The organism is Riemerella columbina, assembly GCF_030517065.1.
GTDB lineage: Bacteria > Bacteroidota > Bacteroidia > Flavobacteriales > Weeksellaceae > Riemerella > Riemerella columbina_A.
Genome location: NZ_CP103950.1, coordinates 387,342 through 398,799, shown reverse-complemented (window position 1 = coordinate 398,799; position 11,458 = coordinate 387,342). Strand labels below are relative to the sequence as shown.

The window sequence follows — 11,458 nt, the reverse complement described above, 5'->3', positions numbered from 1 at the left end:
TAATTATTTCTGGGACTATCAAGACACGCAAAAACTCACCCTAAAACTCATCTACAACTTCGGAAACACCCAACTAAAATCTGCGAAAAAGATTAAGGATACAGAAGAAAAAGAGCGAATGTAAGAGGAAATTAGTTATCACCATTAAGGCTAATAATGATCATTCTCAAAAAAGGAAATACCGTTGAAATATCATATGATAAAAACGGCTTACTCTTCTTATTTTTCTTATTTTTGTTGGCTCAATCTATGATGTTTTTATGATGAAAAGATATTTTTTAATTCTCGTTAGCTTTTTGGTGGTGTTTTCTTGTGAAAGTCGCCACAATAATCAAAACACAGCCACCAACACGCCCCCGCCAAAGGAATCTGCCTATGTGGTTCTTGTTTCTTTCGATGGATTTAGGTATGATTATGCGCAGAAGTACCAACTCAAAAATTTCCTCGCTATGGCGAAAGAAGGCACCTCTGCAACGGCGATGCTCCCCAGCTTTCCGAGTAAAACTTTTCCCAACCATTATAGCATTGTCACGGGGATGTACCCTGGTCACCACGGCTTGGTGGACAATCGGTTTTATGACCGCCAACGCGATGCTTACTATAGCATCAGCGACCGTCCCAAAGTAGAAGATCCTTACTATTACGGTGGCACACCACTTTGGCAATTGTTAGAAAAGCAAGGCATCAAAACCGCTTCTTATTTTTTTGTAGGCTCAGAAACGCCAATCCAAGGGATATTGCCCTCTTATTATTATAAATACAATGAAAAAATCCCCAATGAAAACCGAATAGAGCGCGTAGTCCAGTGGTTAAATTTCCCAGAAAAAGACAGACCGAAATTCATCTCGCTTTATTTCTCATTGGTAGATACGGAAGGGCATCACTCGGGACCGAACTCACCAGCACTTGAAAAAACGGTAAAAGAAGCCGATAGACTTTTAGGGTTGCTCAACGAAAAACTCAAAGCCATCCCATTGCCCATCACCACTATCGTAGTTTCTGACCACGGTATGGCGGAGATGGATTCTCAGCCCGAACACCTGATTTTCATTGATGATAAATTGGCGTCTATTAAAGATAAAATCCGCTATGTGAACAACGGAATGCATACGCATATTTACCTTAAAGACAGTACCAACAAGGCTCAAATTGCGCAATATCTCAACCAAAGTTTTAAAAATACGCCCGTTCAAGTTTATAAAAAAGAGGATACGCCCGAGCAATGGCACTACCGAAACAGCCCAAGAATTGGCGATATTTTATTGGTGACCCAAGCGCCTTATTATATGTTGCCGAGCGCTAATCATCCCGTAGCAAAGAAAACCCAGCCTTGGGGCACACACGGCTACGACCCTTATACCACGCCAGATATGGGCGCTATATTCTACGCAACAGGACCTCGCATCAAAGTGAATTATCAAATTCCAGCGTTTGAAAATGTGAATGTCTATCCGTTCATTTGTTACCTTTTAGGGGTAGAGCCGCCAAGCACCATTGATGGCAAAGCGAGCGTGCTCCAACCGATATTAAAAAAGTAACTTTTATATTTTAAGGGTAAACGCATCGGCATCTCCCAAGAAAGGAAACTGCGCTCTATGCCGCTGTAGAATAGCCTTATCGATAGAAGCTGAAACCAAGGTTCCATTTTGCTCCGAAACCAAACGCCCATCAGGCGCATAGGCATAAGTGCTTTCTGGGTAATGCAGTCCATTACCATCAGTGCCAATTCTATTCACGCCAAAAACATAGGCTTGGTTTTCTATGGCTCTGGCTTTAAGGAGGTGTTGCCACGCTTCTATCCTTTGCCGAGGCCAATTGGAGAGGTACAAGGCGACATCATAATCATTTTGGTTTCGGCTAAAAACAGGAAACCGAAGGTCGTAGCAAATTTGCAACAAAAACCGAACGCCCTGATAATCCACCACCACACGCTCTTTGCCAGCGGTATAAATTTGATCTTCGCCAGAGTAAGAAAACAAATGCCGTTTGTCGTACTGCACATAACGGCGGTCGGGCATCACAAAAAAACATCGGTTATAAAATTGATGATTTTCCTTTATCGACACACTTCCGCAAAGCGCCGCTTGCTTCGCTTCTGCCCAATTTTGCATCCATTGGAGCGTTTCGTTATGAGAGTCCGCAATAGCCTCTGCATCCATACAAAACCCCGTGGTAAACATTTCTGGCAATAGGTATAAATCGGCAGTGGTCTCTTGCAAAAGCGCCTCTATTTGCTGTCGGTTGGCGTGGGGATTTTTCCACTGTATATCAAGGTTTAAAGCCAAAATTTTAAAATCAAGCATAATTTTTAATCTTCAATAGCGTTAATTATCAAATAAAGCCCTTATCTTTGAGGCTTAATTTTAAACAAAAATAAAGAAATATCATGAAAAAAACGATTTTAGTAATGGCGATGGTGCTTTTAGCACAGTTGAGTTTTGCACAAGCTTGGAACGGCAAGGGCGACCAAAAAGTACAGATAGGACTCTCCGCATGGGGCTATGGCTCAGGGCTTTCTGGCACTTATGACTATGGCGTTTCTAATGCTATTTCCATAGGCGCTGGGGCTCATTTTTACTTCTCTAAGAACCAAAATGAAGGCTTTTTCCTCTTCGGGCGTGGTAATTACCACTTGCAAGATGTTCTTAATTTGCCTGATGAGTGGGACATTTATCCAGGGTTAGATTTGGGGGTTTTGGGCAATACTTTCGGCTTGGGTGCTCATATTGGGGTAAGGTATTTCTTCACACCGAAAATTGGGGCTTTTGCAGAGATTGGCAACAATGGTGGCATTGGGCTGTCCATCAATTTATAAAAAATGATCATATCATCTATATTAAGGCTTCATTTTTACGAAGCCTTTTTTATTGCATTTCATTTTAGTTTCTTACCTTTGCATCAATTTTTATTTAATTTTATAATAAATGATACTATTTAATCAGATATTTCAGTTTGTACTCTGCATTTCTTTTTTAGTTATATTGCACGAATTGGGGCACTTTATCCCCGCTAAACTCTTCAAAACCAAAGTAGAAAAATTTTACCTTTTCTTTGATCCGTGGTTCTCTTTGGTAAAGAAAAAAATTGGCGAAACCGAATACGGCATCGGTTGGTTACCCTTTGGGGGCTATGTGAAAATTGCAGGTATGGTGGACGAAAGTATGGACACCGAGCAACTCAAAAAGCCTGCTCAGCCTTGGGAATTTCGCGCTAAACCAGCGTGGCAAAGGCTAATCATTATGTTGGGCGGTGTAACGGTTAACTTCTTTTTGGCGTGGCTGATTTACTCTGGGCTCAGTTTTTTTAATGGCGAAACTTACCACGACAACGCCAAGTTTGAAAACGGCATCTACGCCACCAGCGCTGCACAAAAAATGGGGCTTAAAACGGGCGACAAAATCATTGCGATAGATGGTCAACCTGCCGAACGCATGGAGAACACGCTCATCAACCTACTTTTTGCCAACCAAGCCACAGTCATTCGTGATGGCAAAGAGGTAACCTTTCCAATTCAAGAAGATGGCGTTGCCGAAGTTATCAAATCCAACGAGGCGAATATCTACTTTTCGCCACGCTATACGCCCGTGGTAGATGAGGTTTTACCCAAATCAGAAGCGCAGGCGGCAGGACTTCAGAAAGGTGATAATATCATCGCGGTTAATCAGCATAAAATCAATGCCGTAGATGAATTTATTTCTATTCTTTCTCAAAATAAAAACCAAAATATCACCATAGACATCACCAGAAATGGCACGCCTATGAGCCTTAATGCCCATGTGAATGCGGAGGGCAAATTAGGGTTTTCCTTCTCTCCTCAAAATTTAATCAAGGCACTTGATGAGTCTTTGGTAACGAAGCATTACAGCTTTCTACAAGCCATTCCGAGAGGTTTTGAGCGTACCATCAATGCTTTGGTTATGCAGGTGAAGCAGTTTAAAATCATCTTCAACCAAAAAACACAAGGCTACAAAAAAGTATCTGGACCAATTGGAATTATTAAAATGATGCCAGAGCAAATCAACTGGGAAGCGCTTTTGAGCTTTACAGCGATGTTTTCGGTATGGTTGGCATTCCTCAACCTATTGCCTATCCCAGGGTTAGATGGCGGGCATGTGATGTTCACGCTTTGGGAGATGATTACGGGCAAGCCTGTACCTCAAAAAGTCTTAGAAAATGCCCAGATGATTGGGGTGATTTTCCTTATGGGACTGATGCTACTCATCATTGGTGGGGATATTTTCAAACTTTTTAAATAATTTTTCTCAAAAAATTTGGTTGGTATTAAAAAAAGTTTCTATATTTGCACCACGAAAAACGAAGGAACCTTCCTCCTTAGCTCAGTTGGTTAGAGCATCTGACTGTTAATCAGAGGGTCGCTGGTTCGAGCCCAGCAGGAGGAGCAAAAAACGACTTACAGCAATGTAGGTCTTTTTTTATTTTAGAGGATACGATAACAGACTTTTGGAAGTCTTATTTTTTTGGACATTTCGTTTTGGAAAAATGGATATTTCGTTTTGGGGATTATACCTCACTTCATCATCATCAAAAGAGTGCCCAGAAAATTGCTCAGATTATGAGAGGCGATGGCGAGGAGCAAACTTCGGCTTTTCACCGTAACCCAACCCCAAAGATAGCCTGCAAATGCGGTTTGCAGAAAATAAATAGCATTAAAATCCACCTTGTACGAACTTTTAAGCGTTAAGCCGTGCATCAACCCGAAAAGAACCGCCGCCAGCATCACGCTGGGGTTTCCTAAAAAAGAAATTTTATCCTTCAGCGAGCTCATCAGTAGCCTCAACAAAATCCCTCGGAAGAGCATTTCTTCATCAAGCCCTGGCAATAAGAACTGAAATGCCAAGGTTTCCGCATCAAAATCCGAAGATCCGAGGAGAAACCAAACCACCGCAGAGAGCACCACTACCGCTGTGGCGACCATTAGAGCGGGTTTAAAGTTCTTTTGATCTTGGCGCCAAGTGAAAAAATCATTCGTGCGAAAGTATTTTCTCAGCCCAAAATACAACAAAACGCAACAACCTATGCCCCAAATCTTGCCGTCCCAATTCCAACGGCTTTTTACAAAATCAAAATTGGGATGAAGTTTAGGCAACACCAAAGCCACCTGATACAGCACATAACTCAGCGCCACCCACCCTATCCGCTGCAAATTCAATCGGTTCTTTTCTTTCAGGAAAAAGTACGCCAACAGCACAATCACCACCACTTGCAACAAGGCTTCCAGTATATATTTTGTCATATTTTTGAGGGTTTAGTTTGTCTTCGCAAGATACTAATATCTTCATAAAATAGTTGGTTTTTAGGGGAAATTTCAAATAAAATCAGAGAATCAATTCATTTTTGATTAAAATTATCTTAAGGATATAAATTTTTATGTGGGGGAAATAATTTTCTATCTTGAAAAAACAATTTTATACATCAAAAACATAATTTTCTATCTTGGAGAAATAATTTTCTATCTTGAAAAAACGATTTTCCATCTCAAAAAAGTCATTTTCTATATAGAAAAAACCACTTTTCATATGCAAATGGCTTCCCTCTAACGGAATGAGCCTCCCTCCTATCTGAACGACTTTATTTATCTCCACGAAAAAACGCCACCTCATCTTTGATCAGGTGGCGTTTTGTATTTTCAATACTGATGACAAGCAAGGAAATTAGCGTTTCTTAATCGTGCGTTCGCAGCTTTCCCAGTTGCAGAGCTGGATATAGGCGATGATGCCCAGTACGGTGATGCCCAAGGAGACCATCATCGGCAAACGGAAATACACCAAGACCGCAGGCAAGGCACTTACCAAGAGTCCGAGCCAAAGTGCCATTCGGTTGGTTTGGGAATTCTCGGTCGTCGTGATTTTTAATAGGCTGATGCTCACTAAATAAACGCCCAAGGTGATGGACAAAACGACCATCGCAAAAAGGCGGGAGACAGGATGCTCTATGTGCGTGCTACTGGGCAGATAGTATTGCTGTGCAGCATCGGCAACCAGCTCCAACGCACTGCCCACCGCTGCCAACGAGGCAAACACGAAATAATGCGCATACCCAAAGAGGAAACCCACGCGACGGGTGCGGTTTCGCTCCAAAATCTTCGCCCAAGGAATGTCAAAATAAATCCACCAAAGGGCAAAAATCAAGCCCGATGCGCTCACGCCAAGTGGCAGAATCACCTTGCCCCAGCTCACTTCATCGCTGATGAGATTGCCAATGGTATTCGCCGTGCCTAATAAGCCCTCGCCCAGTACGATGATGGTGAGGAGACCGTAGCGTTCGGCAATGTGGTGGGGGTGCCAAGTGGTGCTTAGGCGATTTCCTTCGGCGATGACAGGCACGGACATTTCCGCCAAGATTAGTAGCGGTATCATCCAAGATTTGTCATCATATGCCATCGGCAGGAGGTACCACAGCGTCCAGCCCACCTGTGCCAAGCCCACACCCCACGCATAGCGGTAGTTTACTTTCTTATCCACCGCCGACTCTCGTGCTGCCCGCAGCCAGTGAATGACCATCGCCACCCGCATAATGATATAGCCAATGATGCCCGCCGTAAAGCTGGGATTGGTGGCAAACATCTGCTTAATGCCCACGGCAAAGACCAGTGCCCCAAACATTTGGAGGAAGGTGGTCAGCCGGAACGGCGTATCGTCGGTATCATAAGCGGAGGCGAACCAAGTGAAGTTCATCCACGCCCACCAAATGTAGAAAAACATCTGCACATACAGCACCGCCCCTTCCCAAAAGTGGTGCGAAGCCAAGTAATGATGCAGTCCGCTCGCTGCCGAAGCGATGGCGATCACGAATATCAAATCAAAAAAGAGTTCCAGCGGGGTGGCAGCCCTGTGTTTCTCGTCCACTGCCCGCCCAATCATCGGGATTTTATAGATTTTCATAAATGTATATTAACTTTAATCATTGTTGTTTTGCAAAAAATAACCCACCTGAATGGGCTGACCTAAAATCCGCCGTATCATCGTTTATTTGTTAGCAAAAAGCCTACAAAGATATTTTTTTTATCGCTTATGAGCAAATGCCTGAGCAGCACCCTGATACCGCCACAAGTGCTATAAAATCCACGAAAGCCCGATTCCTTTTAGTACAATCAAAAAAAAGTTTAACTTTGCACTTTATTATTTTAATGAAAAAATTAGTTATCATCCCTACTTATAACGAGAAAGAAAACATCCGCGCGATTATTAAAGCTGTGATGGATTTAGAGCAGGGATTTCATATTTTAGTGGTTGATGATTCCTCACCAGATGGTACCGCCACGATTGTAGAACAACTACAAAGCACCTATCCTGAAAGCCTCCACCTGACCATACGGAAGAAAAAAGAAGGCTTAGGCAAGGCGTATATTCACGGATTCCAGTGGGCATTGGCACAACAATATGATTACATTTTTGAAATGGATGCTGATTTTTCTCACAACCCCAAAGATTTGCCACGCCTCTATGAAGCCTGCCTGAATGCCGATATGGCAGTGGGCTCGCGGTATTCGCAGGGGGTTAATGTGGTCAATTGGCCTATGGGCAGGGTTTTGTTGTCTTATTTTGCTTCTAAATATGTGCGGTTTATCCTCCGCCTTCCCGTGCACGATACTACGGCGGGCTTCGTTTGTTTTAAAAAGGAAACCCTATTGGCTATTGGCTTAGACCGTGTAAAACTGAAAGGCTATGGCTTCCAAGTTGAGATGAAATACCGTGCCTTCAAGAAGAATTTAAAAATTGTGGAAGTGCCCATCATCTTCACCGATAGAACGCAAGGCGAGTCTAAAATGAGTGGCGGCATCATCAAAGAAGCTGTGGTAGGCGTTTTAAACTTAAGATGGAAATCTATAATTGGAAAATTATGATCAAACGGTGGCTTTTTTTCGGACTGATGCTTGGGCTGTGCATTGCGTGTAGACCGCCAGCACAGAAACCTTCGGAATTGCTTTCTAAACAAGAGATGGCACAAATTATTGCGGACTATGCTCTGTATAGCCAATCGCCGAACATTAACCGACAAACCGATGTGGAGAGCATCAACCACTTTGTCCTCCAAAAAAATAAAACCAAAGCCAAAACCTTTACCGAAAGTTTTAATTATTACTTGGTAAAACCATCGGATATTGATGATATTTATGATGAAGCCCAAGCGCTATTGCTCAAGAAAAACCCAGCATTAGAGCAATATATAAAAGAAAAAATAGAAAAACAGAAAAATACGGATCAAGAGTCTCTTGAACCTTTAAAAATTGAAAAATAAAACACAATGCAACCTTTTTTTACAATAGATAAGACCTCAACATCCAAAGCGCGTGCTGGCGTACTCCACACCGCTCATGGCGATATCCAAACCCCTATTTTTATGCCCGTGGGCACTGTAGCCTCCGTGAAAACCGTGCACCAGAGGGAGCTCAAAGAAGATATAAAAGCGCAGATTATTTTAGGCAATACCTACCATTTGTACCTTCGCCCTGGTATGGAGGTGATGGAACAAGCGGGCGGACTTCACCGTTTTATGAACTGGGATCGCCCTATTTTAACGGATTCTGGAGGCTACCAAGTTTTCTCACTCTCTAAAAGTAGAAAAATGTCCGAAGAAGGGGTGAAATTCAAATCTCATATTGATGGGAGTTATCACTTTATTTCGCCTGAAAAATCTATGGAAATCCAGCGAAAAATTGGGGCTGATATTTTTATGGCGTTTGATGAATGCACCCCTTTCCCTTGCGAATATCAACAGGCTAAAACCTCTATGGAACTAACGCACCGCTGGCTAAAAAGATGTATAGAATGGACCAAAAATAACCCTGAACTCTACGGACACCAGCAGCGGCTATTCCCTATTGTGCAGGGCTCCACTTACTCAGATTTAAGGAAAATTTCCGCAGAAGTAATTTCCGAAGCTGGCGCCGAAGGTAATGCCATTGGGGGGCTATCCGTAGGCGAACCCGAAGAAGAAATGTACCGCATAACCAATGAGGTGACCGATATTCTTCCAAAAGATAAACCGCGCTATCTGATGGGCGTGGGCACGCCTTGGAATATTTTAGAAAGCATTGGTTTAGGTGTAGATATGATGGACTGCGTAATGCCGACCAGAAATGCCAGAAATGGAATGCTCTTCACTTGGCAAGGCGTTATCAACATTAAAAACCATAAGTGGAGAGATGATTTTTCACCACTTGATGAAACGGGCACCAGCTTTGTAGATCAAGAGTATTCTAAAGCCTATGTAAGGCATTTATTCGTAGCGAAGGAATATTTGGGCAAACAGATTGCCTCTATTCATAATTTGGCGTTTTATTTGGATTTGGTCAGAGTGGCGAGAGCCCACATCTTAGCGGGCGATTTTTATGAATGGAAAGACCAAATCATTCCTATATTAAAAACCAGGCTGTAACCTCGTTCTATCCGCATTATGAAAATTTTAGACGGCTATATCATCAAGAAATTTCTCGGCACATTGGTCTTTATGTTGCTGTTGCTTTCTATCATCGTTATTGTGGTAGATGTGCAAGCCAAAGCACCCAATATTGAGAAAAGTGGCTATTCTATTGGCTATTTTCTCATTCATTTTTATCCATTTTGGATGATTTACTTAGTGCTGACTTTTATGTCCATCTTGGTGTTTATCTCCGTGATTTATTTTACCTCTCGGATGGCAGATAATACCGAAGTGGTAGCGATTGTGAGTAGTGGCGCGAGTTTTCATCGGTTTGCGAGACCGTATTTTTTAGTTTCCACGGGTATTGCTGTTTTTATGCTGTGGCTCAATCACTTGGTGTTGCCGTGGGCTAATGTTCAAAAGAATGAACTTATGGTGTTCACGGAGAGCCAAACACGCCAACAAGAGCGCAAACAAAGCGTTGCCATAGCCTCGCAAATGTCGCCAACGGAATACGTCTTTATCGATTCTTATAATCGGCAGGAGCGCAGAGGTTCTGGCTATCTCTATCAGAAATTTGACAAAAACAACCGCCTTATTCATCAAATTAAAGGCGCTTATATCGCTTGGGATGAGAAAAAACAAGCCTTCTCCATCTCCTCTTTTTATGAGAGAAAAGCCTCAAAAAACGATACGGAAATTTTGAGCAATGGCAACCAAAAATTCCAAAGCTTTGGCTATCCTCCAGAGGAATTATTCCCAGATGAATTGTTGGGCGAGAACAAAACTACGCCAGACCTCATCAAATTTATCCGCAGAGAGAAAGAAAAAGGCAATGGCAATATCAACGCCTATCTCAACGAACTCTACGCCCGAACTTCTATGCCTGTTTCTATTTTAATATTAACGATGTTGGCTTTGGCATTGGCATCGGAGAAGAAAAGGGGTGGCATTGGGGTTAATTTAGCCATTGGAATTGCCTTGGCTTTTGTTTTCATTTTCTCTTTTGAAGCGCTAAAAGTGGTTTCCACCAGCCGCATACTGCCACCACTCGTCGCGATGTGGATGCCTAATATGGTCTTTGCGCCGTTGGCTCTTTACCTTTATTTTAAGCGCGCTAACCAATAGTTGAATTTATAAAAATTTATGCCTTTCTGCCGCCGTAGGGAGCAAGCAAGTGGGCTTAGCTAAACGAAAACGCGCCTTTGCCACGGCATCATAAACCCAATGACGCACCACGCGAGGTACCACTTTTCCAGCATACAACAGCCAAAACTGCCCACCCAACTGCCGTGCAATTTCTAACACCGCATCTGATTTTTCAAGGTAGAAATCGTTGGGTTTCCAAAGGTAAAGGGTATTAAAATCTTTGGTTGGAAGTTGGCGTTCTCTCAAAAATTTTTGCCCAAAATCTGACTGCAAGGCAGCAAATCTAAATTGGTCTTTTTTATCATATTTAAGCACCCATTGCACCCAACGATTACAAAGTCCGCAATCGCCGTCATAGAAGAGGTAATATAGATTTTCACGCCGCATTACTTAGGAGTCACCACATCAAATATTGCGTTGATTAGGCGCGTATTTTTAGCTTCTTTTCTGAAATAATTGATGAGTTCTTGCTTTTGCTCTTCGGTCAGTTTTGCCTCTTGGTGCATCAACAGATACGACTCCAAAGGCATTCCTCCTTTTTCCAATTCCTCCACACATTCATCTAATTTATGCGCTTGGCGCTTGGCTTCATAAGTGGCAAAAGTAGAGAAATTAAGGTGTTTTCTACCCTCTTCTATATGGTCTTTTACAAACCAACCCACAGGCTGTATTTTGGTATACCAAGGGTATCGGCTCTCGTTAGAGTGGCAATCATAGCACGCGTTTCTAATCAGTTGAGCGGTAGATTCTGGCGTTCTTTTAATGGTTAAAAAATCCATTCCTTTGTTCACTTCTGGGTTGGTTCTGTCAATCGGAAAAAACTGAATCATCACGCCAGCCACCAATAATATCAATAATATTTTTTTCATTATTTCTCGGTTTTAAAGTGTAAAGATAATCATTTTTTATAATTTCCGTGCTGTTC

General features: G+C 42.4%; 12 protein-coding genes and 1 tRNA gene. 8 read left to right on the top strand and 5 right to left on the bottom strand.

The window, feature by feature from the left end; all coding sequences use genetic code 11:
• Positions 1-260: 260 nt before the first annotated feature.
• The gene (locus NYR17_RS01815; RefSeq protein ID WP_302505991.1) at positions 261-1,538 is read left to right on the top strand and encodes an ectonucleotide pyrophosphatase/phosphodiesterase; all 1,278 of its coding nucleotides are present in this window, start codon (positions 261-263) and stop codon (positions 1,536-1,538) included.
• A gap of 3 nt (positions 1,539-1,541) precedes the next feature.
• Here NYR17_RS01815 and NYR17_RS01810 read toward each other — a convergent pair whose 3' ends face one another.
• Complete coding sequence (locus NYR17_RS01810) at positions 1,542-2,303, bottom strand: amidohydrolase (RefSeq protein WP_302505990.1); 762 nt, start codon at positions 2,301-2,303, stop codon at positions 1,542-1,544.
• 83 nt (positions 2,304-2,386) lie between these two features.
• Here NYR17_RS01810 and NYR17_RS01805 point away from each other — a divergent pair, with 83 nt between their 5' ends.
• The 3 genes from NYR17_RS01805 to NYR17_RS01795 all read left to right on the top strand — a co-directional run bounded on the left by NYR17_RS01805 (position 2,387) and on the right by NYR17_RS01795 (position 4,400).
• Positions 2,387-2,815 (top strand): DUF6646 family protein, encoded by a 429-nt coding sequence (locus NYR17_RS01805; protein WP_302505989.1) that lies wholly within the window; start codon positions 2,387-2,389, stop codon positions 2,813-2,815.
• Between the two features lie 109 nt (positions 2,816-2,924).
• Entirely contained in the window at positions 2,925-4,256 is a 1,332-nt protein-coding gene (gene rseP / locus NYR17_RS01800) for an RIP metalloprotease RseP (protein ID WP_302505988.1), read from the top strand.
• A 70-nt stretch (positions 4,257-4,326) separates the two neighbouring features.
• Positions 4,327-4,400: transfer RNA gene (locus tag NYR17_RS01795), tRNA-Asn, on the top strand.
• A gap of 128 nt (positions 4,401-4,528) precedes the next feature.
• On the opposite strand, the gene NYR17_RS01790 is transcribed toward NYR17_RS01795, so the two are convergent.
• Entirely contained in the window at positions 4,529-5,254 is a 726-nt protein-coding gene (locus NYR17_RS01790) for a CPBP family intramembrane glutamic endopeptidase (protein WP_302505987.1), read from the bottom strand.
• A gap of 418 nt (positions 5,255-5,672) precedes the next feature.
• Positions 5,673-6,902 carry a low temperature requirement protein A gene (locus NYR17_RS01785; protein WP_302505986.1) on the bottom strand — a complete coding sequence of 410 codons (1,230 nt, stop codon included), beginning with the start codon at positions 6,900-6,902 and terminating at the stop codon, positions 5,673-5,675.
• A gap of 245 nt (positions 6,903-7,147) precedes the next feature.
• Here NYR17_RS01785 and NYR17_RS01780 point away from each other — a divergent pair, with 245 nt between their 5' ends.
• The 4 genes from NYR17_RS01780 to NYR17_RS01765 are packed head-to-tail and all read left to right on the top strand — an operon-like array spanning position 7,148 to position 10,512.
• Positions 7,148-7,864, top strand: coding sequence for a polyprenol monophosphomannose synthase (locus NYR17_RS01780; RefSeq protein ID WP_302505985.1), 717 nt, complete (start codon positions 7,148-7,150; stop codon positions 7,862-7,864).
• On the top strand, positions 7,861-8,259 hold the full coding sequence (locus tag NYR17_RS01775; RefSeq protein WP_302505984.1) for a DUF4296 domain-containing protein: 399 nt from the start codon (positions 7,861-7,863) through the stop codon (positions 8,257-8,259). Before NYR17_RS01780 ends, NYR17_RS01775 begins: the two co-directional genes overlap by 4 nt.
• A 6-nt stretch (positions 8,260-8,265) precedes the next feature.
• A complete protein-coding gene (gene tgt / locus NYR17_RS01770) occupies positions 8,266-9,399 on the top strand; it encodes a tRNA guanosine(34) transglycosylase Tgt (protein ID WP_302505983.1) in 1,134 nt (377 codons plus the stop codon).
• A gap of 18 nt (positions 9,400-9,417) precedes the next feature.
• A complete protein-coding gene (locus NYR17_RS01765) occupies positions 9,418-10,512 on the top strand; it encodes an LptF/LptG family permease (RefSeq protein WP_302505982.1) in 1,095 nt (364 codons plus the stop codon).
• A gap of 6 nt (positions 10,513-10,518) precedes the next feature.
• Here NYR17_RS01765 and NYR17_RS01760 read toward each other — a convergent pair whose 3' ends face one another.
• Together NYR17_RS01760 and NYR17_RS01755 are read right to left on the bottom strand one after the other, a co-directional pair.
• A complete protein-coding gene (locus tag NYR17_RS01760; protein WP_302505981.1) occupies positions 10,519-10,920 on the bottom strand; it encodes a thiol-disulfide oxidoreductase DCC family protein in 402 nt (133 codons plus the stop codon).
• On the bottom strand, positions 10,920-11,402 hold the full coding sequence (locus NYR17_RS01755; protein WP_302505980.1) for a heme-binding domain-containing protein: 483 nt from the start codon (positions 11,400-11,402) through the stop codon (positions 10,920-10,922). Before NYR17_RS01755 ends, NYR17_RS01760 begins: the two co-directional genes overlap by 1 nt.
• Between the last annotated feature and the right edge of the window lie 56 nt (positions 11,403-11,458).

Excerpts from the sequence above, each read along its gene's own strand:
- NYR17_RS01775 (WP_302505984.1), top strand. The coding sequence starts at position 7,861 with ATGATCAAACGGTGGCTTTTTTTCGGACTGATGCTTGGGCTGTGCATT.
- rseP (WP_302505988.1), top strand. The coding sequence starts at position 2,925 with ATGATACTATTTAATCAGATATTTCAGTTTGTACTCTGCATTTCTTTT.
- NYR17_RS01810 (WP_302505990.1), bottom strand. The coding sequence starts at position 2,303 with ATGCTTGATTTTAAAATTTTGGCTTTAAACCTTGATATACAGTGGAAA.
- NYR17_RS01765 (WP_302505982.1), top strand. The coding sequence starts at position 9,418 with ATGAAAATTTTAGACGGCTATATCATCAAGAAATTTCTCGGCACATTG.
- NYR17_RS01755 (WP_302505980.1), bottom strand. The coding sequence starts at position 11,402 with ATGAAAAAAATATTATTGATATTATTGGTGGCTGGCGTGATGATTCAG.
- NYR17_RS01805 (WP_302505989.1), top strand. The coding sequence starts at position 2,387 with ATGAAAAAAACGATTTTAGTAATGGCGATGGTGCTTTTAGCACAGTTG.
- NYR17_RS01760 (WP_302505981.1), bottom strand. The coding sequence starts at position 10,920 with ATGCGGCGTGAAAATCTATATTACCTCTTCTATGACGGCGATTGCGGA.
- tgt (WP_302505983.1), top strand. The coding sequence starts at position 8,266 with ATGCAACCTTTTTTTACAATAGATAAGACCTCAACATCCAAAGCGCGT.
- NYR17_RS01785 (WP_302505986.1), bottom strand. The coding sequence starts at position 6,902 with ATGAAAATCTATAAAATCCCGATGATTGGGCGGGCAGTGGACGAGAAA.
- NYR17_RS01790 (WP_302505987.1), bottom strand. The coding sequence starts at position 5,254 with ATGACAAAATATATACTGGAAGCCTTGTTGCAAGTGGTGGTGATTGTG.
- NYR17_RS01815 (WP_302505991.1), top strand. The coding sequence starts at position 261 with ATGATGAAAAGATATTTTTTAATTCTCGTTAGCTTTTTGGTGGTGTTT.
- NYR17_RS01780 (WP_302505985.1), top strand. The coding sequence starts at position 7,148 with ATGAAAAAATTAGTTATCATCCCTACTTATAACGAGAAAGAAAACATC.